The following is a 23,365-nucleotide window of genomic DNA, read 5'->3' on the forward strand; positions in this document are numbered from 1 at the left end:
GGACGCTTGGGAGCGGACATGACGATCAAGGTCGTACGGGGCAATCCGACCCCGGAGGAGCTGGCCGCCGCACTGGCGGTGGTACGGGCCCGCGCCGCGGCGGCGGCCGCCGAGCCGTCCGGCGCGGCGCGGGCCCGCGACTCCTGGGCCGACCCGGCCCGCATCGCCACCCACCGCCTGCCCCAGCCGGGGCCGGCGTCCTGGCCTCGTACGTACTGGCCCGGCTAGGTCCTGTCGCCCGGCAGGCGAGAGTTCGACGACAGGACCCAGGGGGCGTGCCGCGCCGGTCGGACCCGACGGGCCGACCGGCGTGGAGGCTCGGGGAGCCGTGCAGCCGCCCGGCCAAGTTGAGTACGCGTACTCAGGCGCCGGTGCCGGCCACCGTCGCACGATCGAAGGCATGCTGTGGTCCGACCCCGAGAACGAGCCGCCGGAGGAACTCCGCGACACGCAGAAGATGTTGCGGCGGCTGGGGGTCCTCATGGCACTGGCCATGGTGATCGCGATGATCGTCATCGGCACCGGGTGAGGTGCGCCGATACGCTGAGCCCATGACCGATCAGCCGCGTCGCCGTCTCGTACTCGCATCCCAGTCCCCCGCCCGGCTCGGACTGCTCCAGCAGGCCGGACTCGATCCCGAGGTCGTGGTCAGCGGGGTCGACGAGGACGCCGTCACCGCCCCCACCCCCGCCGAACTCGCGCTCGCGCTGGCCGAGGCGAAAGCCTCCGTCGTGGCGGCCAAGCCCGAGATCAAGGGCGCGCTGGTCATCGGCTGCGACTCGGTGCTCGACCTGGACGGCGAGGCCCTCGGCAAGCCGGCGGACGCGGAGGAGGCCACAGCCCGCTGGAAGGCGATGCGCGGCCGGGCGGGCACGCTGCAGACCGGCCACTGCGTCTACGACACGATCAGCGGCCGGTACGCGTCCGCCACCGCGTCCACCGTGGTCCGCTTCGGCGAGCCCACGGACGAGGAGATCGCCGCGTACGTCGCCTCCGGCGAACCGCTCTACGTCGCCGGGGCGTTCACCCTCGACGGCCGCTCGGCGCCCTTCATCGACGGCATCGACGGCGACCACGGCAATGTGATCGGTATCTCGCTGCCGCTGGTGCGCCGGTTGCTGGCCGAACTGGGCGTCGGCATCACGGAATTGTGGGCGCCGCCGCAGACGTGAGCACCGGCCGGCACGGGCGCGGCGCTCAGGGGGTGACCGGTGCGGGGCCGCCGTTCTCGGGGGTCTCGCCCTGCTCCACAGCCTTCAGAGCCGTCCCCTCGTCCTGCCCGGGGCCGCCGCCCGCGGACGGCGTGTCGACCGGGCCCGGCGGAAGGTCGTACGTCACGAGGGTGAGCAGTATGAGTCCCAACACCGCCATCATGAACGCGAACGCGCCCCAGCCCACCAGGCCGACCGTGAGGGCGCCGAGCAGACCGTGCACCACGGCCGCGCTGATCAGGAGAATGCGCCAGATGCCGGACGGGGAGCGGTCGCGCACGGCGACCAGCAGTGCGGCGAGGCCGCACAGCGCGAAGTAGAGCCCGAACACGACGCCGCCCGCCTTCGACGACAGCGACATCGCGTCGGGGTCGAGGCCGGCCAGGGACATGTTCTGCCGGTCGACGACCACTCCCAGGAACCAGTTCAGCAACGCGATACCGATCGCCTCCACGAAGAGGACGATCGCAACGAGCCATGCCACCGGTCTACGGACCACCGGCCCCCACCCACCTTCGTGCGCGTTTCCGTGTTACTCCCAGTACGTTCGAGACATCGCGAACGCTACTAACGGGTAAACGACGGGACAAGAGGTCTGGCAGGGGCAAAGATTCGTTGGGCCATTAGTAGGGACTCCACAAAGAAACACGACCTGCGGCAGGACTACTTCATAGAGACCTTGACCACATCGGAGGGCTAGGGTTTTCCGGTGGATTCCCATGTGCGGCGGTGCGACAAGGGATTTCGTAGGTTGAGTGAGCCTGGTTTCACGCTCCGTGTGGGCAAGCTCACCACTGGGGACGGGTCGAAACGTCGTGTCGGCAGTCCCTAAACTCGGCTTGTTTCAAGGAGAGGGAGCCATCGTGCGCAAGGTGTTGATCGCCAACCGTGGCGAAATCGCTGTCCGTGTCGCCCGGGCCTGCCGTGACGCCGGGATCGCGAGCGTGGCCGTGTACGCCGACCCGGACCGGGACGCCCTGCACGTCCGCGCGGCGGACGAGGCTTTCGCCCTGGGCGGCGACACACCGGCCACCAGCTACCTGGACATCGACAAGGTCCTGCAGGCCGCCAAGGACTCCGGCGCGGATGCCATCCACCCCGGCTACGGCTTCCTCTCCGAGAACGCCCACTTCGCCCAGGCCGTCCTGGACGCCGGGCTGACCTGGATCGGCCCGCCGCCGCAGGCCATCCGCGATCTGGGTGACAAGGTCGCGGCCCGCCACATCGCGCAGCGCGCGGGCGCCCCGCTGGTCGCCGGTACGCCCGACCCGGTGTCCGGGGCCGACGAGGTCGTCGCCTTCGCCGAGGAGCACGGCCTGCCCATCGCCATCAAGGCGGCCTTCGGCGGCGGCGGGCGCGGCCTGAAGGTCGCCCGCACTCTTGAAGAGGTCCCCGAGCTGTACGAGTCCGCGGTGCGCGAGGCGGTCGCCGCCTTCGGCCGCGGCGAATGCTTCGTCGAGCGCTATCTGGACAAGCCCCGGCACGTGGAGACGCAGTGCCTGGCCGACAGCCACGGCAACGTGGTCGTGGTCTCCACCCGTGACTGCTCCCTGCAGCGTCGCCACCAGAAACTCGTCGAGGAGGCCCCGGCGCCCTTCCTCTCCGACGAGCAGGTCGCGCAGCTGTACTCCGCCTCGAAGGCCATCCTCAAGGAGGCCGGGTACGTGGGCGCGGGCACGGTGGAGTTCCTGGTCGGCAACGACGGCACGATCTCCTTCCTGGAGGTCAACACCCGTCTCCAGGTCGAGCACCCGGTCACCGAGGAGGTCGCCGGCGTCGACCTGGTCCGCGAGATGTTCCGCATCGCCGACGGCGAGGAACTGGGCTACGGCGACCCCGAACTGCGCGGCCACTCCTTCGAGTTCCGTATCAACGGTGAGGACCCGGGCCGCAACTTCCTGCCGGCGCCGGGCACCGTCACACGGTTCGACCCGCCGTCCGGCCCGGGCGTCCGCCTGGACGCCGGTGTGGAGTCGGGCAGCGTCATCGGCCCGGCGTGGGACTCGCTGCTGGCCAAGCTGATCGTGACGGGCCGCACCCGTAAGGAAGCCCTGGAGCGGGCCGCCCGCGCCCTGGACGAGTTCCAGGTGGAGGGGATGGCCACGGCGATCCCGTTCCACCGTGCGGTGGTCAGGGACCCGGCGTTCGCCCCCGAACTCACCGGCTCGAAGGACCCGTTCACCGTCCACACCCGCTGGATCGAGACCGAGTTCGTCAACGAGATCAAGCCGTTCGCGGCGCTCGCCGAGGCGGAGGCCGAGGAGGAGCCGGGCCGCGAGACGGTCGTGGTCGAGGTGGGCGGCAAGCGCCTGGAGGTCTCCCTGCCCGCCTCCCTGGGCATGTCCCTCGCCCGCACGGGCCTCGCGGCGGGCGCCAAGCCCAAGCGCCGCGCGGCCAAGAAGTCCGGTCCGGTGGCCTCCGGCGACACCCTCGCCTCTCCGATGCAGGGCACGATCGTAAAGGTCGCGGTCGAGGAGGGGCAGGAGGTCAAGGAAGGCGACCTGGTCGTCGTCCTCGAGGCCATGAAGATGGAACAGCCCTTGAACGCGCACAAGGCGGGCACCATCAAGGGCCTGAACGCGGAGGTCGGCGCGTCCATCACGTCCGGCGCCGCGATCTGCGAGATCAAGGACTGACACACGCTTGCACCGAGGCGCCCCACGGGCCGGTCGTTCCGGTCCGCGGGGCGCCTTGTCGTTCGCGCTGCTGTGCGCCGTGTCCGCGGCACGTACGCCATGCGGGCCGGTGTGCGGGCGGGGCGGAGTCGGTGGCCGCAACGAGCGGCGCGGTGACCAGCGGCGGCGCGCCCAGGCATACGGCGCTCATCAACAAGGACGCGCCCAAGGCGTGTGCGCGATCGACGGCGGGCCGAAGGCCGACACGGCGGCTGCCCGCGGGTCGAAGCCCGAGCGGCCCCTCGGCGGACCGGACGCCTCGCGACGGCGTCGCCCCCGGCGCTCGCGGCGGACCCGAGGCACACCCGGCGGCCGACTGAGGCCACAGGCCGACGCGCCCCCGGGCATCGCACCGACGCCACGCGTGGCGGGCCCGAGGCCGCCGGTCGCTACCGGCGCCGCAGATCCGCGACGCGGGCGCGTTCTCCCGTGGCAGGCTCCCCGAGGACCGTCGCGGTGCGCAACTGCGGGCCACCGGACACCTGGCTGCGGCGCGGGCCGGGGAGGGGCACGTCCCGGCGCGGCTGGCGCCCCGCCGGGACCGCATCGCCTCCCGCCGCGCCGCCGCCCGACCCGGCGACCGCGATCTGCACGCCCTGATCGGCCAGGGCCTGCAGCTCGGTGGCCGCACGGTCGTCGTGCGCGGGCGGCTCGTCGGTCACCAGCCGGGTGATCACGTCCGTCGGCACGGTCTGGAACATCGTGTCCGTGCCGAGCTTGGTGTGATCGGCGAGGACGACGACCTCCCCGGCCGCCTGCACCAGCGCGCGGTCGACGGACGCCGACAGCATGTTGGACGTGGACAGCCCTCGCTCGGCGGTGAGCCCACTCCCGGACAGGAAGGCCCTGGAGACACGGAGTCCCTGGAGCGACTGTTCCGCGCCGCTGCCGACGAGGGCGTAGTTGGAGCCGCGCAGAGTGCCGCCGGTCATCACGACCTCGACGCGATTTGCGTGGGCCAGCGCCTGCGCCACCAGCAGGGAGTTGGTGACGACGGTCAGCCCGGGGACCCGCGCGAGCCGGCGCGCCAGCTCCTGCGTGGTGGTCCCCGCCCCGACCACGATGGCCTCGCCCTCTTCGACGAGACCCGCGGCGAGGTCGGCGATGGCCGTCTTCTCGGCGGTCGCGAGATGTGATTTTTGCGGAAAGCCGGACTCCCGCGTGAACCCGCCCGGCAATACCGCACCGCCGTGCCGGCGGTCGAGGAGTCCTTCTGCCTCAAGTGCGCGCACGTCCCGCCGTACGGTCACTTCGGAGGTCTGGACGACGCGGGCGAGCTCACGGAGCGACACGGCCCCGTTCGCTCGCACCATTTCGAGGATCAATTGGCGACGTTCTGCAGCGAACACGAAACTGACAGTAACCCCAACGACCGTCTGCTTTCAGCAGTTTGCGCCGAATAACAGAAGTTGTTCGCACGGCAGCGCGGAAAGTGGTAAAGGCGCCTACGCCCGCCGCCTATGCCGTACGCATCGTCGACCACTCCCCGTGACCGGCCCCGTGAGCGGCCGCGAGCCCGGCGACCGCCCGTTGCGGGCCGTCAGACCTCGGCGCCGGCCTTCCGGGTGTGCAACTGCCGTGCAACCTCGGCGATCGAGCCCGACAGCGAGGGGTACACGGTGAACGCGTTCGCGATCTGCTCGACCGTCAGATTGTTGTCGACCGCGATCGAGACGGGATGGATCAGTTCGGAAGCGCGCGGCGCGACGACCACACCGCCGACGACGATCTCGGTGCCGGGGCGGCAGAAGATCTTGACGAAGCCGTCCCGGATGCCTTGCATCTTGGCGCGCGGGTTGCGCAGCAGCGGCAGCTTGACGACCCGGGCGTCGATCTTGCCGGCGTCGACGTCGGCCTGGGTGTAGCCGACGGTGGCGATCTCCGGGTCCGTGAAGACGTTCGAGGAGACGGTCTTCAGGTTGAGAGGGGCCACCGCGTCGCCGAGGAAGTGGTACATGGCGATGCGTCCCTGCATGGCGGCGACGGACGCGAGCGCGAAGACACCGGTCACGTCACCGGCGGCGTACACGCCCGGAGCCGTCGTCCGGGAGACCTTGTCGGTCCAGACGTGCCCGGACTCGCGGAGCTTGACCCCGGCCTCCTCGAGGCCCATCCCACTGGTGTTGGGGATGGCGCCGACGGCCATGAGGCAGTGCGAACCGGTGATCACGCGCCCGTCGGCGAGGGTGACCTCGACCCGGTCGCCGACGCGCTTGGCGGACTGCGCGCGCGAGCGGGCCATGACGTTCATGCCACGGCGGCGGAAGACGTCCTCGAGGACGGCGGCGGCGTCCGGGTCCTCGCCGGGCAGCACCCGATCGCGCGAGGAGACGAGGGTGACCTTGGACCCGAGGGCCTGGTAGGCGCCGGCGAACTCGGCACCGGTGACACCGGACCCGACGACGATGAGCTCCTCGGGCAGCTCGTCGAGGTCGTAGACCTGGGTCCAGTTGAGGATCCGCTCGCCGTCGGGCTGGGCGTCGGGCAGCTCGCGCGGGTGACCGCCGGTGGCGATGAGCACGGCGTCGGCGGTGAGGGTCTCCTCGGTGCCGTCCGCGGCCCGCACGACGACCTTGCGCGACCCGTCCAGGGCCTGCATGCCCTCCAGCCGGCCGCGTCCGCGCACGACCCGGGCGCCGGCGCGCGTGACCGACGCGGTGATGTCGTGCGACTGGGCGAGCGCGAGCCGCTTCACCCGTCGGTTGACCTTCCCGAGATCGACACCCACGACGCGGGCGGACCGCTCCAGGGGAGGGGTGTCGTCGGCGACGATGATGCCGAGCTCTTCGTACGAGGAATCGAAGGTGGTCATCACCTCGGCCGTCGCGATGAGCGTCTTCGACGGCACGCAGTCGGTGAGCACCGACGCACCACCCAGACCGTCGCAGTCGACGACGGTCACCTCCGCGCCGAGCTGCGCGGCCACCAGCGCCGCTTCATATCCGCCGGGTCCGCCACCGATGATCACGATCCGAGTCACGTACCCCATTGTCCCGCACGCTCAAGGTGGCGCTTCCCCCGGGGGCCGAGCGGTGGTGCTTCTGTTACACGAGAGGCGGACGGAGTGCTGACGTACCCTCGATCCATGTCGCTCTACGCCGCGTACGCCGGCAACCTCGACGCGCGGCTGATGACCCGCCGCGCACCGCATTCGCCGCTGCGCGCGACCGGCTGGCTCAACGGCTGGCGGCTGACCTTCGGCGGCGAGCACATGGGGTGGGAGGGCGCCCTCGCGACGATCGTCGAGGACCCGTTCTCGCAGGTTTTCGTCGCGCTGTACGACATCGCCCCGATGGACGAGGACTCCATGGACCGCTGGGAGAGCGTGGGGCTCGACGTCTACCGCCGGCTGCGCGTCCGCGTCCACACACTGGACGGCGAGGAGCCGGCCTGGACCTACGTCCTCAACAGCTACGAGGGCGGCCTCCCGTCGGCCCGCTACCTGGGCGAGATCGCGGACGCCGCCGAGTCGGCCGGGGCGCCGCACGATTATGTGATGGAGCTGCGCAAGCGGCCTTGCTAGAGGGGCTCGGCCCCTAAAATCGGGCTGACCGACGCACGAATGGGAGGGCGCGCCATGGCCCCCATCGGCACGTACGACGTGTATTACACCGAGCAGGCCGCCGCAGCCCGTGACCGGCTCGACGACGAGCAGCGCACGGCCTTCGACAAGGGCATCTCCCTTCTGGCCCGGGACCCCTTTCTTCCGGTGTCCCGCCCCATAAGCTCCACGGGGGACGACCGCACGATCCGAGTCACCCGCAACATCCTGGTGGAGTACACGGTCAGCCGGGGCCGACTGCTGATCTTCATCGTCGAGGTCTTCAACGACAAGGACATCCTCATCCCGGACGAGGGCTGACCCCCGGCCGGCCCCAGGGGCACCACTCTCGTCGAAAACGACAAGACAACGATCGCATTGCCGTGGCCTCCGTCATCTACGCGCGTAGGCCGGGACCGGCTACCCTCATGCGCGTGAACGCATCTCTTCTTCCGGACGACATCCACGGCGACCCCTACGCCGCCGCCGACGCCGCCGCCTCTCGGCTGCGTGAGCTGACGGGTGCCGAGACCCATGATGTCGCCCTCGTGATGGGCTCCGGCTGGGCTCCGGCCGTCGACGCCCTCGGCGAGGCCGACGCCGAGTTCCACGTCACCGAGCTGCCCGGGTTCCCGCCGCCGGCCGTCGAGGGCCACGGCGGCAAGATCCGCTCGTACCGGATCGGCGAAAAGCGCGCCCTGGTGTTCCTGGGCCGTACGCACTACTACGAGGGCCGCGGCGTCGCCGCCGTCGCGCACGGTGTCCGCACGGCCGTCGCCGCCGGCGCGAAGACCGTCGTGCTGACCAACGGCTGCGGCGGCCTGCGCGAGAGCATGCGTCCGGGTCAGCCGGTCCTGATCAGCGACCACATCAATCTGACCGCGACCTCCCCGATCGTCGGCGCCAACTTCGTCGACCTGACGGACCTGTACTCCCCGCGCCTGCGCACCCTGTGCAAGGAGATCGACCCCTCCCTCGAGGAGGGCGTCTACGCACAGTTCACCGGCCCGCACTACGAGACCCCGGCGGAGATCCGCATGGCCCGCGTCATCGGCGCGGACCTGGTGGGCATGTCCACGGTTCTCGAGGCGATCGCCGCGCGGGAGGCGGGGGCCGAGGTCCTGGGCATCTCCCTGGTCACGAACCTGGCCGCGGGCATGACGGGCGAGCCGCTGAACCACGAGGAGGTCCTCCAGGCGGGCCGGGACAGCGCCGCGCGCATGGGTGCTCTGCTGGCCCAGGTACTGAACCGGCTGTAGGACGCGGCCTGCCGGGTGGCCGGCACCGCGCCCCGGACCCTCGGCGGACCGGTCGCGCCCCGGCCCGGGCCCGGGAGTGTCAAGTCCGGCCGGATGGCGAAGGGTGCCGACCGCGCCGACCGGTGCTGCACTGGACGGGACAACGGGGTGTCGCGGGCAGCGGCCGCACGCGGCCACCGGCACCCTCCGCACCGGACGGCTCGGAGCGGGGTCGCGGACGGATCCCTACCGATCCGGCCTCCCGACCCGCCACAGGTGACGCGAGCCCCGCACAAACACACAACGAGAGGTTGACCCGACGTGCACGACGAACTCATCGCACGGGCCAAGGCGTGGCTGGCCGAGGACCCCGACGCGGAGACCCGTGAGGAACTCGCCAAGCTCATCGACGCCGAGGACCACGCAGAGCTCGCCGCGCGCTTCAGCGGCACCCTCCAGTTCGGCACCGCCGGTCTGCGCGGCGAACTCGGCGCGGGACCCATGCGCATGAACCGCGCCGTGGTCATCCGTGCCGCCGCCGGCCTCGCCGCGTACCTCAAGTCCAAGAACCGGGCCGACGGTCTCGTGGTCATCGGCTACGACGCCCGCCACAAGTCCGCCGACTTCGCCCGGGACACCGCGGCCGTGATGACCGGCGCGGGCCTGCGCGCGGCCCTCCTCCCCCGTCCCCTGCCCACCCCGGTGCTCGCGTTCGCCATCAGGCACCTCGGGGCGGTCGCCGGTGTGGAGGTCACCGCCAGCCACAACCCTCCCCGTGACAACGGCTACAAGGTCTACCTCGGCTGGGGGTACCCCCGGACGGGGTCCGGGGGAGGCTCCCAGATCGTGCCGCCCGCCGACGCCGAGATCTCGGCCGAGATCGACGCGATCACCAGCCTCACCGCGGTCCCCCGCCCGGACAACGGCTGGGACACGCTCGACGACGGCGTCCTCGACGCCTATCTCGCCCGCACGGACGCGGTCGTCGCCGAAGGCTCCCCCCGGACCGCCCGCACCGTCTACACGGCGATGCACGGCGTCGGCAAGGACGTCCTCCTCGCCGCATTCGCCCGCGCCGGCTTCCCCGCCCCGGCCCTCGTCGCCGAACAGGCCGAACCCGACCCGGACTTCCCGACCGTCGCCTTCCCCAACCCGGAAGAGCCGGGCGCCATGGACCTCGCCTTCGCGAAGGCCCGCGAGACGGACCCCGACCTCGTCATCGCCAACGACCCCGACGCCGACCGCTGTGCCGTGGCCGTCAAGGACGGCGAGGACTGGCGCATGCTCCGGGGCGACGAGGTGGGCGCGCTCCTCGGCACGCACCTGGTCCGCCGCAAAGCCACCGGCACCTTCGCCGAGTCGATCGTCTCCTCCTCGCTGCTGGGCCGCATCGCCGAGAAGGCCGGGCTCCCGTTCGAGGAGACCCTCACCGGCTTCAAGTGGATCGCCCGCGTCGAAGGGCTGCGCTACGGCTACGAGGAGGCGCTCGGTTACTGCGTCGACCCCGACGGCGTACGGGACAAGGACGGCATCACTGCCGCACTGCTGGTGACCGAGCTCGCCTCCGAGCTGAAGGAACAGGGCCGCACACTCCTGGACCTCCTCGACGACCTCGCCGTCGAACACGGTCTGCACGCCACGGACCAGCTCTCGGTCCGTGTCGAGGACCTCTCGGTCATCGCGAACGCGATGCGACGCCTGCGTGAGCAGCCCCCCACGCAGCTGGCGGGCCTGCCGATCACCGGGTCCGAGGACCTCACCAAGGGCACGGACAAGCTCCCGCCCACCGACGGTCTGCGCTACACGCTGGACGGCGCGCGGGTCATCGTCCGGCCGAGCGGCACCGAGCCCAAGCTCAAGTGCTACCTCGAGGTCGTCGTGCCGGTCGGCTCCCGTGAGAAGCTCGACGCCGCGCGGGCCAAGGCCGCGGAACTGCTCGGCGGCATCAAGCAGGACCTTGCGGCGGCCGCGGGGATCTGAACCGCCTGCCCGGAGGGGAAGCGGGCCCTTGCGCTGTCGGTCGGCGTACCGCGGCGGCGCCACCGTCCTGATGCGGCCAGCGCTCCCCGAGCTGGGGAAAGTGTCTGCCGCACACGCTTCACACCAAAGTGGTCCCTAGGTAACCCCTGGGAAAGGCAAAGAGAAAACGCTCGCTGCACTTGTTGGACAACGTTGCCATCTGGGGCGGAAGCGCTCCCATGGGGCAGGCGACCGCACGGTGGTCAGGCACGCGACCGCACGGTGGTCAGCCCCCGGGCCCAGAAGCCGGGCTCTCTTGGGCGCGTGGGCAATGCGGGGCGGCGGAAGCCCCCGACACGCCCGGACAGGAGGCAACCGGGCAGAGTCTGGGCCTCTGCCCGGCACCCGGACAAGCCCGACGGACCAGCCGTCCAGCGCCCCTACGGAATCAGCCGACAGCCAGCAGGATCGCCAGCAGCACCGCGCCGGCCGCCGCCGGGCCCATCACCTCGTACGCCCAGCGGACGGTCGGTTCCCCCTGGGCGCGCTCGGACTTCTCGTGTGCCTCGGCAAGTTCGCGCAGGTCGTCCATGATCTGGTCCGTCTGGGCCCGGGGAGCCACGGCCGGAGCCGAGGCGCGTCCGCCGGGCGCACCGCCCACCAGCCGGCCGAGCGCACCGCCCCGGCGGTCCCCGGCGCCCTGCTTCGCCGTCTGCCGGGCCGCCCTCTTGCGTGCCCGCAGCGAAACCGGAATCGCCCACAGTTGGTAGCTGGTGCCGGACGCGGCGACGACCTCGTTCGAGTAGCCGGAGCGGAGCGTGGCGACCGAGCCCCACGGGAGCACGATCACCCGGAAGGGGTTGCGGATGCGCAGCCGCTCCGCGTTCGCGTACACGGCCGGGCGCAGGGTGAAGGCGGTGACGAGCGGGATGACCAGAATCAGTGCGGCGAGCGCCAGCCAGGGTGTGCGGCCGTGCCCGGAGACCAGCGCGTCGATGCCGAGCCAGAGCACGATGGCGAGCAGCAGCACGCCGGCCGCGATGCCGGCGGGCGACCGGTAGATCCGGTCCCGGGACTCGGGTCCCGAGTGGTCCGGCGCGGGCGGCTGGTGATCCGGGGTCGTCATGAACCCGATTCTGCACGACGGGCGCCTCAGGCCGCGTAGCCGGTGCACAACAGGAGCCCGCATGGTGCGTGCCCATATCCGGCCCGCATCCGGAACCTCCCCGGGCTGTACAGCCGCTACGCGCGTAGATATGCTCGGCTGGTGACCATGCCCACCTCTGCACCAGCACACGCTCTTACGGACGTCACCGCGTCCGACAGTACGCTGCGCCGCTTCCTCCACGGGCTGCATGGCGTCGACGCGGTCGGCCTGGAGGCGCGCGCCGCCTCGCTCGGCACCCGTTCCATCAAGACCACCGCGAAGGCGTACGCCATCGACCTTGCCATCTCGATGGTCGACCTGACGACGCTGGAAGGCGCGGACACCCCGGGCAAGGTCCGGGCGCTCGGCGCCAAGGCGGTCCACCCCGACCCGACGGACCGTACGACCCCCCGGGCCGCGGCCGTCTGCGTCTACCCCGACATGGTGGCCGTCGCGAAGGAAGCCGTCGCGGGCTCCGGAGTGAAGGTCGCCTCCGTCGCCACCGCCTTCCCGGCGGGCCGTGCCGCGCTCGAGGTGAAGCTCGCCGACGTGCGCGAGGCCGTGGCGGCGGGCGCGGACGAGATCGACATGGTCATCGACCGCGGGGCGTTCCTCGCGGGCAGGTACATGAAGGTGTACGACGAGATCGTCGCCGTGAAGGAGGCCTGCGGGGCGGGCGCCCGGCTGAAGGTCATCTTCGAGACCGGTGAGCTGTCGACGTACGACAACATCCGGCGGGCGAGCTGGCTCGGCATGCTGGCCGGGGCCGACTTCATCAAGACCTCGACCGGCAAGGTGGCGGTGAACGCCACGCCCGCGAACACCCTCCTCATGCTGGAGGCGGTCCGCGACTTCCGCGCGCAGACCGGTGTCCAGGTCGGCGTGAAGCCGGCCGGCGGCATCCGCACCTCCAAGGACGCCGTCAAGTTCCTGGTCCTGGTCAACGAGACCGCCGGCGAGGACTGGCTGGACAACCACTGGTTCCGCTTCGGCGCCTCCTCGCTTCTGAACGACTTGCTGATGCAGCGCCAGAAGCTGGCCAGCGGCCGCTACTCCGGTCCCGACTACGTGACGGTGGACTGATCCCCCATGGCTTTCGAATACGCACCCGCGCCCGAGTCCCGCGCGATCGTCGACATCGCGCCCTCCTACGGGCTGTTCATCGACGGCGAGTTCACGGAGGCGGCCGACGGCAGGGTCTTCAAGACGATCAGCCCGTCCACCGAGGAGGTCCTCTCGGAGGTCGCCCAGGCCGGCGAGGCCGACGTCGACCGCGCGGTGAAGGCCGCCCGCAAGGCCTTCGCGAAGTGGTCCGCGCTGCCGGGCACCGAACGCGCCAAGTACCTGTTCCGCATCGCCCGCATCATCCAGGAGCGCAGCCGCGAGCTGGCGGTCCTGGAGACGCTGGACAACGGCAAGCCGATCAAGGAGACGCGCGACGCCGACCTGCCCCTGGTCGCCGCGCACTTCTTCTACTACGCCGGGTGGGCCGACAAGCTCGAGCACGCCGGCTTCGGCCCGGACCCGAAGCCGCTGGGCGTCGCCGGCCAGGTCATCCCCTGGAACTTCCCATTGCTGATGCTGGCGTGGAAGATCGCTCCAGCGCTGGCGACCGGCAATACGGTCGTCCTGAAGCCCGCGGAGACCACTCCCCTGTCGGCCCTGTTCTTCGCGGACATCTGCCGCCAGGCGGGTCTGCCCAAGGGCGTCGTCAACATCCTTCCGGGGTACGGCGAGGCGGGCGCCGCGCTGGTCGCGCACCCGGACGTGAACAAGGTCGCCTTCACGGGCTCCACGGCGGTCGGCAAGGAGATCGCGCGCACGGTCGCGGGCACGCAGAAGAAGCTCACCCTCGAACTGGGCGGCAAGGGCGCCAACATCGTCTTCGACGACGCCCCGATCGATCAGGCCGTCGAGGGCATCGTGAACGGCATCTTCTTCAACCAGGGCCAGGTCTGCTGCGCGGGCTCCCGTCTCCTGGTGCAGGAGTCGATCCAGGACGAGCTGCTGGAGTCCCTCAAGCGGAGGCTCTCCACGCTCCGCCTCGGCGACCCGCTCGACAAGAACACCGACATCGGCGCGATCAACTCCGCCGAGCAGCTGGCCCGGATCACCGCGCTCGCCGAGCAGGGCGAGGCGGAGGGCGCCGAGCGCTGGTCGCCGGCCTGCGAACTCCCGACGTCCGGTTACTGGTTCGCCCCGACGCTCTTCACGAACGTCACCCAGGCGCACACGATCGCCCGCGACGAGATCTTCGGCCCGGTGCTGTCCGTGCTGACCTTCCGCACGCCCGAAGAGGCCGTGGCCAAGGCGAACAACACCCCGTACGGCCTGTCCGCCGGCATCTGGACGGAGAAGGGCTCCCGGATCCTGGCCGTCGCGAACAAGCTGCGCGCCGGTGTCGTCTGGTCCAACACGTTCAACAAGTTCGACCCGACCTCGCCTTTCGGCGGCTACAAGGAGTCGGGCTTCGGCCGCGAGGGCGGCCGCCACGGCCTGGAGGCGTACCTCGATGTCCGATAAGTCCGAGAAGACGGCGATGACGGAAAAGATCGAGCGACTGTCGGTCTTCAAGACCTACAAGCTGTACGTCGGCGGGAAGTTCCCGCGTTCCGAGAGCGGCCGGGTGTACGAGGTGAGCGACTCCAAGGGCAACTGGCTGGCGAACGCACCGCAGTCCTCCCGCAAGGACGCCCGTGACGCCGTGGTCGCCGCACGCAAGGCGTTCGGCGCCTGGTCTGGTGCGACGGCGTACAACCGCGGCCAGATCCTCTACCGCGTCGCCGAGATGCTGGAGGGCCGCAAGGAGCAGTTCGTACGGGAGGTCGCCGACGCCGAGGGCCTGTCGAGGGCGAAGGCGGCGGCGGTCGTCGACGCGGCGATCGACCGCTGGGTCTGGTACGCGGGCTGGACCGACAAGATCGCCCAGGTGGTCGGCGGCGGCAACCCGGTGGCGGGCCCGTTCTTCAACCTCTCCTCCCCCGAGCCGACCGGCGTGGTCGCGGTCCTCGCCCCGCAGGAGTCGTCCTTCCTGGGCCTGGTCTCGGTGATCGCCCCGGTGATCGCGACCGGCAACACGGCGGTCGTGATCGCGAGCGAGAAGTCCCCTCTCCCGGCTCTCTCCCTCGGCGAGGTCCTGGCCACCTCCGACCTCCCGGGAGGAGTCGTCAACGTCCTCTCCGGCCGGACGGCGGAGATCGCTGCCCCGCTGGCCGCCCACCAGGACGTCAACGCGATCGACCTCGCGGGCGCCGACGACGTTCTGGCGAAGGAACTGGAGATCTCGGCGGCGGACAACCTGAAGCGCGTTCTTCGTCCACAGCCTGTGGATTACTTCGGGAAGCCGGGTACCGAGCGTCTGACGGCCTTCCTGGAGACGAAGACGGTCTGGCACCCGACGGGGTCGCTGGGCGCGTCCGGCTCGTCGTACTGACGCCCGAGAACCGGAGAGCCGCGCTTCCCCGCCGTCCCGGGGAAACGCGGCTCTCCGTCGTTCCGGCCGCCCGTCGCGTGGACGCTCAGTGCACCGCCCCGAGCACCTGCCCGACCAGCGGCACACTGCCCAGCGACTGCGCCTGAGCCACCGGCCGGGTCAGTGCCTGTGTGGACAACGGCTTGAAGTCGGCGAGCTGCGTGCCGACTCCGTTGTCGAGCGGGTCGACGCCCGTGCCCGCCAGCGGGTTGGGCTTGAGCCCCGCGAGCGGACCGGTGACGTAGCCCACGGTCCCCGTCAGCGCCGGCAGCGCCGCCTGCGGGTCGGCATGACCGAGCGACGCGGGCCGGGTGCGCATCACGTCGAGGACCGGGCCCGTGTCCGCCGACGCCGTGGCCGCGCCCGCCCCCAGTGCGGCGCCCGCGGTCGCGAGGGCGACGAAGGTCCGCCGAGCGGTGGGGGTCTTGGGGGACGCGTGTCGTGCCATGGTGCTGCCACCTTCTCACTTCGCAAGGTAATCCTGTCGACACGTAGGGTAGTTGAGGTGTGATGTGCGCTCCAACGTCGACCCACGGGGTCGGCGCGGTGCAGGCGATGCGTCAGACTGGTGTCTCGTGAGTCTCCATCCCCCGGCCCCCGCCCGCGTCGTGCTGCTCTGCGGCCCCTCCGGCTCCGGCAAGTCCCTTGTCGCCGCCCTCTCCGGTCTGCCCGTGCTGCGGCTCGACGACTTCTACAAGGAGGGCGGCGACCCCACGCTTCCGCTGGTGGAGGGGAGTTCGGACATCGACTGGGACCATCCGCGGTCGTGGGACGCCGACACCGCGGTCACGGCCATCGCCGAACTGTGCGCCACGGGCCGTACGACGGTACCGGTGTACGACATCGCGCTGAGCGCGCGCACCGGCGAGGAGACGCTGCACATCGACCGTACGCCGGTGTTCGTCGCGGAGGGCGTCTTCGCCGCCGAGATCGTGGAGCGCTGCGGCGAACTCGGCGTCCTGGCCGACGCGCTGTGCCTGACCCGCGGCCCCTTCGCCACGTTCCGCCGCCGCTTCGTGCGCGACCTCAAGGAGGGTCGCAAGTCGGTCCCGTTCCTGCTGCGCCGCGGCTGGCGGCTGATGCGCGCGGAGCGGTCCATCGTCGCCCGCCAGACAGCCCTCGGCGCGTACGCCTGCGACCGGGACGAGGCACTGGGCCGGCTGGCGGCGGCGGGCCGACGCGCCTCGGTGAGTACGGCGGCGTAGCCCCGGTACAACGAAAACGGGACTGGACGGACCCCCCGGCCCTCCAGTCCCGCTCTCTTGTGCTCCCCCGTGCTCCCCCGTGACCCCGTTGGTTCCCCCGTGATCCCCCGGTACTGCTCCCCCGTGCTTCCCCCTGGGCGGGGCTCCCCCGAGCCCCCGGTCCTCAGGCGACGAGTTCGCCGAAGGACTCCTCCTCGTCACGGCCGAAGCTGAGGACCTCGTCCTCGCGCAGCCGGCGGAGCGACCGCCAGATGCTGGACTTCACCGTGCCGACGCTGATGCCGAGGATCTCCGCGATCTCCGGGTCCGTGCGGCCCTCGTAGTAGCGCAGGACCAGCATGGTGCGCTGGAGTTCCGGCAGCCGGGCGAGCGCCTGCCACAGGACGGCGCGCAGTTCCGTGCCGCGCATCGCGTCCGTGTCGCCGGCGGTCTCCGGCAGTTCCTCGGTCGGGTACTCGTTCAGCTTGCGGCGGCGCCACGCGCTGATGTGCAGGTTGGTCATCGTCCGCCGCAGATAGCCCCCCACAGCGGCCTTGTCGCTGATCCGGTCCCACGCCTTGTACGTCGAGAACAGCGCGCTCTGCAGCAGGTCCTCGGCCTCGAAGCGGTCACCGGTCAGGTGGTAGGCGGTGGCGTACAGGGAGGCGCGGCGCTCCTCGACGTAGGCGGTGAACTCCGCCTCCGTCGCCGAACGACGCTCCCCCGGTGCCTCCCCGTACGCGGCTCCCCCGTGAGCCTCCCCCGTGCGAGCGTCGACCACCGCCATGTACGGCGCGGTGTGCTGACGCCCGGTGCCGCGAGCGCACCCCCGCCCTCCACCACCGGACTTCTCGGAACCCCGGGCCACGTCGTGGAGCCGCGTGACCACTGCGCTGGTGCTGGTGCCGTGCAGCGTGTTCATCTCGCGCCCCCCGTCGTGGACTTCCGGACTTCGGCTCGCTTCCTTGCCTGTGCCGAAAAGATTGCCCGGGCCACTTCATGGCCGTGTCCGCCGACTGTCACAGACCTGTCACAGGGGTGGTCCGCAACCGCGCCACAGCCCGGTCACAGAGAAGAGTCGTACGGCTACGCATGCGTACCCGAAGTCGACGCCTCGTACGGACGAGAGGAGCGGGACCGCCCGGGGTGCCCCCGAACGAAGTGTGAGGGGAGTCGAAAGACGGCCTCGCCATGGGCCAGAATGGCCCCTGTGCCTTCCCTGTTGCTGATCGAGGACGACGACGCCATCCGAACGGCCCTGGAGCTCTCTTTGACGCGCCAGGGACACCGTGTGGCCACCGCTGCCACCGGCGAGGACGGTCTCAAACTGCTGCGCGAACAGCGGCCGGACCTGATCGTGCTGGACGTGATGCTGCCCGGCATCGACGGATTCGAGGTGTGCCGTCGCATCCGGCGCACCGACCAGCTGCCGATCATCCTGCTGACCGCGCGCAGCGACGACATCGACGTCGTGGTCGGCCTTGAGTCCGGAGCCGACGACTACGTCGTCAAGCCCGTGCAGGGGCGGGTGCTCGACGCCCGGATCCGGGCCGTGCTGCGACGCGGCGAGCGCGAGGCAAGCGACTCGGCGACGTTCGGCAACGTCGTCATCGACCGGGCGGCGATGACGGTCACCAAGAACGGCGAGGACCTGCAGCTCACCCCGACCGAGCTGCGGCTGCTCCTGGAGCTGAGCCGCCGGCCCGGACAGGCGCTGTCCCGGCAGCAACTGCTGCGGCTCGTGTGGGAGCACGACTACCTGGGCGACTCGCGGCTCGTCGACGCGTGCGTGCAGCGGCTGCGCGCCAAGGTCGAGGACGTCCCCTCGTCCCCCACACTGATCCGTACGGTCCGTGGGGTCGGATACCGGCTGGACGCCCCTCAGTGACCGATCCGCACGGCGGACTCCGCGGCTGGGCCGCGGCACGCAGATCCGGACTGTCACGACTCCGCTTCACGAGCCTCAGGCTGCGCCTGGTCGTGGTCTTCGGGCTGGTCGCGCTGACCGCCGCCGTGTCGGCGTCCGGCATCGCGTACTGGCTCAACCGCGAGGCCGTCCTCACGCGCACCCAGGACGCGGTGCTGCGCGACTTCCAGCAGGAGCTGCAGAACCGGGCGAGTTCGCTGCCGGTGCACCCGACGCAGGACGAGCTGCAGCACACCGCCGGGCAGATGGCGAACAGCAGTCAGCGCTTCAGCGTGCTCCTGGTCGCGACGGACGACCGGGGCAGGACCGTGGTCGGCAACTCCGACCTGGACACCTTCACGCTGGAGGACGTGCCGAAGTCGCTGCAGAAGGCCGTCGACAAGCAGCAGGACGTGTCCTCGAACAACAAATACGCCTACCACCTGTACTGGCAGCGGATCGTCGAGGGCGGCAAGCCGTACCTGGTGGGCGGCGCCAAGGTGATCGGCGGCGGCCCGACCGGCTACATGCTCAAGTCCCTGGAGCCGGAGGCCAAGGACCTCAACTCCCTCGCCTGGTCGCTCGGCATCGCCACCGGACTCGCGCTCATCGGCTCCGCGCTGCTCGCGCAGGCCGCCGCCACGACCGTGCTGAAGCCGGTGCAGCGCCTCGGTATCGCGGCCCGGCGCCTCGGTGAGGGCAAGCTGGACACCCGGCTGCGCGTGTCCGGCACCGACGAACTGGCCGAGCTGTCCCGGACGTTCAACAGCGCCGCCGAGTCCCTGGAGAAGAAGGTCGCGGACATGAGCGCGCGCGAGGAGGCCTCCCGCCGCTTCGTCGCCGACATGTCCCACGAACTGCGAACCCCCCTCACCGCGATCACGGCCGTCACCGAGGTACTCGAGGAGGAGCTGGACGCGGAGACGGGCGGCCTCGACCCGATGATCGAGCCGGCCGTACGGCTCGTGGTCAGCGAGACCCGGCGGCTGAACGACCTGGTCGAGAACCTGATGGAGGTCACCCGCTTCGACGCGGGCACGGCCCGGCTGGTCCTGGACAACGTGGACATCGCCGACCAGATCACGGCGTGCATCGACGCCCGCGCCTGGCTGGACGCCGTCGAGCTGGATGCCGAGCGCGGCATGATGGCCCGCCTCGATCCGCGCCGCCTCGACGTCATCCTGGCGAACCTGATCGGCAACGCGCTCAAGCACGGCGGTTCGCCGGTGCGCGTCTCGGTGCGCGAGGAGGACGAAGAGCTCGTCATCGAGGTACGCGACCACGGTCCCGGCATCCCCGAGGAGGTCCTGCCGCACGTCTTCGACCGCTTCTACAAGGCGAGCGCCTCGCGCCCGCGCTCCGAGGGCAGCGGTCTCGGGCTGTCCATCGCGCTGGAGAACGCCCACATCCACGGCGGCGAGATCACGGCCGCCAACTCCCCCAAGGGCGGGGCGGTGTTCACGCTGCGCCTGCCGCGCGACGCGTCGCCGCTGATCGAGGAGGAGAAGCGGAACGGGAAGAGCACGGAGGGGAACGCCCGATGAGAATACGTGGCGGTCGCTCCTGGCTCGCCGTTCCGCTGCTGGCCACGCTGCTGGCCGGCTGTGGCCTCCGCTCGACCCAGGTGCCGACGGACTTCGGCCCCGCGCCGTCCCGGGTGCCCTGCGCACTGTCCGGCGCGGACCTGTCCACGCAGGCGGCCCGCGGCATACCCGTCCAGGTCTTCCTGCTGTGCGCCGGGCAACTGGTGCCGGTGGACCGTTCCGTGCGCATACCGGACGGCACGGCCGAGGCGGAGCGCCGGGTGCTGGTGGCACAGGGGCTGCTGGACGAGCTCGCCGCGAAGCCGTCGTCCGCGGAGAAGCAGGCCGGCTACACGACGAACGTGACCGGCGGCACCAGGGTGAGTGGGCCGCGCGGCAAGGACCCGGAGGGCACGTTCCGGCTGAGCACCCGCGTACAGGACCTCACCTCCTACGCCCTCGCGCAGATCGTCTGCACGTTCGCCACCTCGGAGGCGACGGCCGCCGACGACGGGACGGTCGTGCTCGGCGGCTCGGACGACCGGCTGCCGCGCCGCTACGAGTGCACGACCGAGGTGCGTACCCGCCCGGGCAGCGAGGAGCCGCCGTCCAGCGAGGTCAGCGGGCCCTGAACCGGCTCCGGACCGGCCGCCCGGCGCCTCGGTCGGCGCGCGTACGTGTGTGGCACCCGTCATTCGCCCCAGGGCGGGGCGGAACCGATCGTGCCGCACCCCGCGTCTAGGGGGGCGTGCAGCGTCAAGGCTCAATCGGCGGCAGCGCCGCGGTCCGCGTCCGTGTGGCAGGGGGTGTCCTCCTTGTCGCACACCTCGCGCTCGTCGCCTGGATCACGCTGCGGCCGCTGGACGTGCCCTGGGTGAGTCCCGCCAATCTCCATCCGCTCGCCGGTATCAGAGCCGATCTCGCGCTGGGCTGGCCGGAGGCCGCCCGACGCATCGGCCAGGGGCTCGCGCTGCTCGCACCGCTCGGGGTGCTGCTGCCCATGGCGGGCGGCAGGCTCGACGTCTCGCCGCTCGCCTCGCTGGCCCGTACGGTCGCCGCGGGCACCCTGATCTCGCTGGTCATCGAGCTGCTGCAGACCGGGGTGCCCGGTCAGGTCGCGGACATCGACGCGATCCTGCTCAACACGACCGGGGTGGCGCTGGCCCACCTCCTGGTCGTGCCCGCTGCGCGGTACCGGCTCCGCCGCCGGGCCGAGTGCCGGCGCCGGGCCGCCCTCCCGCGGGAGGAGCCGTCTCAGGGTCGGACCCGGACGATTCCCAGGGTCGGAATAGCTCCGTAGAGCGACGCTTCGCCCGCTTCGTCCCCGTAGCGTGGAAAACGTCGAAAGCGCCGAGGACATCACACCGTCGGGAACACCGACATCGTCGACGACTTCGACGCCGACCGGACGTCCCGGCAGCCGCCGGGACCGGATGCACGGCTACGGTTCGCGAAGGAGCCACCATGACCGCCCTTGCCCGCCCCACCAACGGACGGATGATCGGCGGAGTGTGCGCAGCGCTGGCACGGCGCTTCGGCACCTCCGCGACCACGATGCGCGTGATATTCGTGCTGTCGTGTCTGCTCCCCGGCCCCCAGTTCCTGCTCTACATAGCGCTCTGGATCCTGTTCCCCTCCGAGGAGAAGACAGCCGGCGCGGCCTGGTGACACGAGGGCGTACGCCAACGCACCGATGGGGCGCCCCGGTTCGGGGCGCCCCATCGGCGTGCAAGGGGGGCGCGCAAGGGCGAGAGACTTCAGCCCAGCGGGATCCCGTTCACCGGCAGGCCGTGCGTCGGCAGTCCCTTGACCGGCAGTCCGCCGAGCAGCCCGGCGACCGGAGCGGCCGGCCCGTCGGCGACGACCTTGTGGGCGACCGGCTGGGCGGCGGCCACCGCTTGGCCGAGCGCGTTCTGCCCCTGGCCGAGCGCCTCGCTCGTTCCGGGCACCACCCCGCTGATGTTGCCCACCGGCAGCGCCTGGGTGACGGTGTCCAGTCCGGCGACGTCCGGCACGGCCGGGGCGGCCGGGGCGGCCGGGGCGGCGCTCGCGACACCCGCGCCCGCGGCGGCGAAGGCGGCACCGAGAGCGGCGACACCGAGGGTCTTGGCAGCAGACTGCTTCATGATGAACGCGTCCTTGGGTCCGATGACGGGGATGTGAGCGGTCCAAAACCGTAAACACGCGCCAGGGGGGTCCGCAAACATACGAAAGCGGCCGGGAAATCGCCTCCCGGCCGCTTCGAAGACAAGCCCGTCAGCCCTCGGACGCCACGGAACCGCTGGTGGAGGCGGTCTGCTGGAACAGCCATTCGGACTTCAACTCGGCATAGCCGGGCTTGATGACGTCATTGATCATCGCCAGTCGTTCATCGAAAGGAATGAATGCTGACTTCATAGCATTGACCGAGAACCACTGGAGATCATCGAGCGTATAACCGAATGCCTCGATCAGATGGTCGAATTCCCGGCTCATGCTCGTCCCCGACATCAGGCGGTTGTCCGTGTTCACGGTGGCACGGAAGTGCAGCCGCCGCAGCAGCCCGATGGGGTGGTCGGCGTACGAGTCGGCGGCCCCGGTCTGCAGGTTCGAGCTGGGGCAGAGCTCGAGCGGGATGCGCTTGTCGCGTACGTACGAGGCGAGGCGCCCGAGCTTCACCGAGCCGTCGTCGAGGACCTGGATGTCGTCGATGATGCGCACCCCGTGCCCGAGCCGGTCGGCGCCGCACCACTGCAGTGCCTGCCAGATGGACGGCAGCCCGAAGGCCTCGCCGGCGTGGATGGTGAAGTGGTTGTTCTCGCGCTTGAGGTACTCGAAGGCATCGAGGTGCCGGGTGGGCGGGTAACCGGCCTCGGCGCCGGCGATGTCGAAGCCGACGACCCCGAGGTCCCGGTAGCGGTTGGCCAGTTCGGCGATCTCCAGGGCGCGGGCCGCGTGCCGCATGGCGGTCAGCAGGGCGCCGACCCGGATGCGGTGGCCGTTCGCCCTGGCCCGTCGCTCGCCCTGCCGGAAACCCTCGTTGACGGCCTCGACGACCTGCTCGAGGGTGAGCCCGCCCTCCAGGTGCTGCTCGGGCGCGTAGCGCACCTCGGCGTAGACCACCCCGTCCTCGGCGAGGTCCTCGGCGCACTCGGCGGCCACGCGCACGAGCGCCTCGCGGGTCTGCATCACGCCGACGGTGTGGGAGAAGGTCTCCAGGTACCGCTCCAGGGAACCGGAGTCGGCGGCCTCGCGGAACCAGACGCCCAGCTTGTCCGGGTCGGTCTCGGGGAGATGGGCGTAGCCGGTGTCGCGGGCGAGTTCGACGATGGTGCCGGGACGCAGGCCACCGTCGAGGTGATCGTGCAGCAGGACCTTGGGCGCCCGGCGGACCTGGTCCCGGCTCGGGGTGTTCTGGTGCTGGCTGGTCATTTCCGCACCATAACGCCTACGCGCGTAGAGTTCGCCGTACGACGAAACGTCGATACCCAAAGGTGACCGGCAGGACGGGTTTCGTACACCGTCGCTTC

25 protein-coding genes are annotated in these 23,365 nt (G+C 71.0%); 17 read left to right on the forward strand and 8 right to left on the reverse strand.

Features of this window, described 5'->3' with window-relative positions:
* Positions 1-18: 18 nt before the first annotated feature.
* The 3 genes from ACZ3TS_RS06370 (at position 19) to ACZ3TS_RS06380 (ending at position 1,172) form a co-directional block, all read left to right on the forward strand.
* Entirely contained in the window at positions 19-228 is a 210-nt protein-coding gene (locus ACZ3TS_RS06370; protein WP_467614145.1) for an acyl-CoA carboxylase epsilon subunit, read from the forward strand.
* A gap of 172 nt (positions 229-400) precedes the next feature.
* The gene (gene mmpB, locus ACZ3TS_RS06375; protein WP_467614147.1) at positions 401-529 is read left to right on the forward strand and encodes a morphogenic membrane protein MmpB; all 129 of its coding nucleotides are present in this window, start codon (positions 401-403) and stop codon (positions 527-529) included.
* A 22-nt stretch (positions 530-551) separates the two neighbouring features.
* Positions 552-1,172 carry a Maf family protein gene (locus ACZ3TS_RS06380; protein ID WP_467614149.1) on the forward strand — a complete coding sequence of 207 codons (621 nt, stop codon included), beginning with the start codon at positions 552-554 and terminating at the stop codon, positions 1,170-1,172.
* 25 nt (positions 1,173-1,197) lie between these two features.
* On the opposite strand, the gene ACZ3TS_RS06385 is transcribed toward ACZ3TS_RS06380, so the two are convergent.
* The gene (locus tag ACZ3TS_RS06385; protein ID WP_467614151.1) at positions 1,198-1,710 is read right to left on the reverse strand and encodes a hypothetical protein; all 513 of its coding nucleotides are present in this window, start codon (positions 1,708-1,710) and stop codon (positions 1,198-1,200) included.
* 364 nt (positions 1,711-2,074) lie between these two features.
* On the opposite strand from ACZ3TS_RS06385, the gene ACZ3TS_RS06390 reads away from it, so the two are divergent.
* On the forward strand, positions 2,075-3,847 hold the full coding sequence (locus ACZ3TS_RS06390; protein ID WP_467614152.1) for an acetyl/propionyl/methylcrotonyl-CoA carboxylase subunit alpha: 1,773 nt from the start codon (positions 2,075-2,077) through the stop codon (positions 3,845-3,847).
* 428 nt (positions 3,848-4,275) lie between these two features.
* Here the strand turns inward: ACZ3TS_RS06390 and ACZ3TS_RS06395 are convergent, their stop codons facing one another.
* Positions 4,276-5,235: a DeoR/GlpR family DNA-binding transcription regulator gene (locus ACZ3TS_RS06395; RefSeq protein WP_467614153.1), complete on the reverse strand. Its 960-nt coding sequence runs from the start codon at positions 5,233-5,235 to the stop codon at positions 4,276-4,278.
* A 191-nt stretch (positions 5,236-5,426) separates the two neighbouring features.
* Positions 5,427-6,875 (reverse strand): NAD(P)H-quinone dehydrogenase, encoded by a 1,449-nt coding sequence (locus ACZ3TS_RS06400; protein ID WP_467614154.1) that lies wholly within the window; start codon positions 6,873-6,875, stop codon positions 5,427-5,429.
* A 96-nt stretch (positions 6,876-6,971) separates the two neighbouring features.
* Between ACZ3TS_RS06400 and ACZ3TS_RS06405 the strand changes: the two genes are divergently transcribed.
* The 4 genes from ACZ3TS_RS06405 (at position 6,972) to ACZ3TS_RS06420 (ending at position 10,645) form a co-directional block, all read left to right on the forward strand.
* A complete protein-coding gene (locus ACZ3TS_RS06405; protein ID WP_467614155.1) occupies positions 6,972-7,409 on the forward strand; it encodes a gamma-glutamylcyclotransferase family protein in 438 nt (145 codons plus the stop codon).
* A 54-nt stretch (positions 7,410-7,463) separates the two neighbouring features.
* On the forward strand, positions 7,464-7,748 hold the full coding sequence (locus ACZ3TS_RS06410) for a type II toxin-antitoxin system RelE family toxin (RefSeq protein ID WP_467614156.1): 285 nt from the start codon (positions 7,464-7,466) through the stop codon (positions 7,746-7,748).
* A gap of 113 nt (positions 7,749-7,861) precedes the next feature.
* Entirely contained in the window at positions 7,862-8,686 is an 825-nt protein-coding gene (locus tag ACZ3TS_RS06415; protein ID WP_467614157.1) for a purine-nucleoside phosphorylase, read from the forward strand.
* A gap of 300 nt (positions 8,687-8,986) precedes the next feature.
* Entirely contained in the window at positions 8,987-10,645 is a 1,659-nt protein-coding gene (locus tag ACZ3TS_RS06420) for a phospho-sugar mutase (RefSeq protein ID WP_467614159.1), read from the forward strand.
* 427 nt (positions 10,646-11,072) lie between these two features.
* Here ACZ3TS_RS06420 and ACZ3TS_RS06425 read toward each other — a convergent pair whose 3' ends face one another.
* Positions 11,073-11,750: a PH domain-containing protein gene (locus tag ACZ3TS_RS06425; RefSeq protein ID WP_467614161.1), complete on the reverse strand. Its 678-nt coding sequence runs from the start codon at positions 11,748-11,750 to the stop codon at positions 11,073-11,075.
* Positions 11,751-11,897: 147 nt separating this feature from the next.
* Here ACZ3TS_RS06425 and deoC point away from each other — a divergent pair, with 147 nt between their 5' ends.
* Genes deoC through ACZ3TS_RS06440 form a run of 3 tightly spaced genes read left to right on the forward strand, consistent with a single transcriptional unit; the run spans position 11,898 to position 15,204 of the window.
* Positions 11,898-12,854: a deoxyribose-phosphate aldolase gene (gene deoC / locus ACZ3TS_RS06430; RefSeq protein WP_467614547.1), complete on the forward strand. Its 957-nt coding sequence runs from the start codon at positions 11,898-11,900 to the stop codon at positions 12,852-12,854.
* Positions 12,855-12,860: 6 nt separating this feature from the next.
* Entirely contained in the window at positions 12,861-14,294 is a 1,434-nt protein-coding gene (locus ACZ3TS_RS06435) for an aldehyde dehydrogenase family protein (protein WP_467614163.1), read from the forward strand.
* On the forward strand, positions 14,284-15,204 hold the full coding sequence (locus ACZ3TS_RS06440; RefSeq protein WP_467614165.1) for an aldehyde dehydrogenase family protein: 921 nt from the start codon (positions 14,284-14,286) through the stop codon (positions 15,202-15,204). The genes ACZ3TS_RS06435 and ACZ3TS_RS06440 overlap by 11 nt, the downstream gene beginning before the upstream one ends.
* Before the next feature lie 85 nt (positions 15,205-15,289).
* Here the strand turns inward: ACZ3TS_RS06440 and ACZ3TS_RS06445 are convergent, their stop codons facing one another.
* A complete protein-coding gene (locus tag ACZ3TS_RS06445) occupies positions 15,290-15,691 on the reverse strand; it encodes a hypothetical protein (protein WP_467614167.1) in 402 nt (133 codons plus the stop codon).
* A 127-nt stretch (positions 15,692-15,818) separates the two neighbouring features.
* Between ACZ3TS_RS06445 and ACZ3TS_RS06450 the strand changes: the two genes are divergently transcribed.
* A complete protein-coding gene (locus ACZ3TS_RS06450) occupies positions 15,819-16,448 on the forward strand; it encodes a uridine kinase family protein (protein ID WP_467614168.1) in 630 nt (209 codons plus the stop codon).
* A gap of 163 nt (positions 16,449-16,611) precedes the next feature.
* Here ACZ3TS_RS06450 and ACZ3TS_RS06455 read toward each other — a convergent pair whose 3' ends face one another.
* The gene (locus ACZ3TS_RS06455; RefSeq protein ID WP_467614170.1) at positions 16,612-17,349 is read right to left on the reverse strand and encodes a SigE family RNA polymerase sigma factor; all 738 of its coding nucleotides are present in this window, start codon (positions 17,347-17,349) and stop codon (positions 16,612-16,614) included.
* A gap of 288 nt (positions 17,350-17,637) precedes the next feature.
* Between ACZ3TS_RS06455 and afsQ1 the strand changes: the two genes are divergently transcribed.
* The 5 genes from afsQ1 (at position 17,638) to ACZ3TS_RS06480 (ending at position 21,524) form a co-directional block, all read left to right on the forward strand.
* The gene (gene afsQ1 / locus ACZ3TS_RS06460; RefSeq protein WP_467614171.1) at positions 17,638-18,315 is read left to right on the forward strand and encodes a two-component system response regulator AfsQ1; all 678 of its coding nucleotides are present in this window, start codon (positions 17,638-17,640) and stop codon (positions 18,313-18,315) included.
* Complete coding sequence (locus ACZ3TS_RS06465) at positions 18,312-19,877, forward strand: ATP-binding protein (protein WP_467614173.1); 1,566 nt, start codon at positions 18,312-18,314, stop codon at positions 19,875-19,877. The genes afsQ1 and ACZ3TS_RS06465 overlap by 4 nt, the downstream gene beginning before the upstream one ends.
* A complete protein-coding gene (locus tag ACZ3TS_RS06470) occupies positions 19,874-20,488 on the forward strand; it encodes a hypothetical protein (protein WP_467614175.1) in 615 nt (204 codons plus the stop codon). Before ACZ3TS_RS06465 ends, ACZ3TS_RS06470 begins: the two co-directional genes overlap by 4 nt.
* A 116-nt stretch (positions 20,489-20,604) precedes the next feature.
* Positions 20,605-21,156, forward strand: coding sequence for a VanZ family protein (locus ACZ3TS_RS06475; protein WP_467614176.1), 552 nt, complete (start codon positions 20,605-20,607; stop codon positions 21,154-21,156).
* 164 nt (positions 21,157-21,320) lie between these two features.
* A complete protein-coding gene (locus tag ACZ3TS_RS06480) occupies positions 21,321-21,524 on the forward strand; it encodes a PspC domain-containing protein (protein WP_467614177.1) in 204 nt (67 codons plus the stop codon).
* Positions 21,525-21,613: 89 nt separating this feature from the next.
* Here the strand turns inward: ACZ3TS_RS06480 and ACZ3TS_RS06485 are convergent, their stop codons facing one another.
* Complete coding sequence (locus ACZ3TS_RS06485; protein ID WP_467614178.1) at positions 21,614-21,982, reverse strand: ATP-binding protein; 369 nt, start codon at positions 21,980-21,982, stop codon at positions 21,614-21,616.
* 130 nt (positions 21,983-22,112) lie between these two features.
* Positions 22,113-23,267, reverse strand: a complete 1,155-nt coding sequence (locus ACZ3TS_RS06490) for an adenosine deaminase (RefSeq protein WP_467614179.1) — start codon at positions 23,265-23,267, stop codon at positions 22,113-22,115.
* Between the last annotated feature and the right edge of the window lie 98 nt (positions 23,268-23,365).

It is taken from the genome of Streptomyces sp. NPDC022910 (assembly GCF_055561075.1).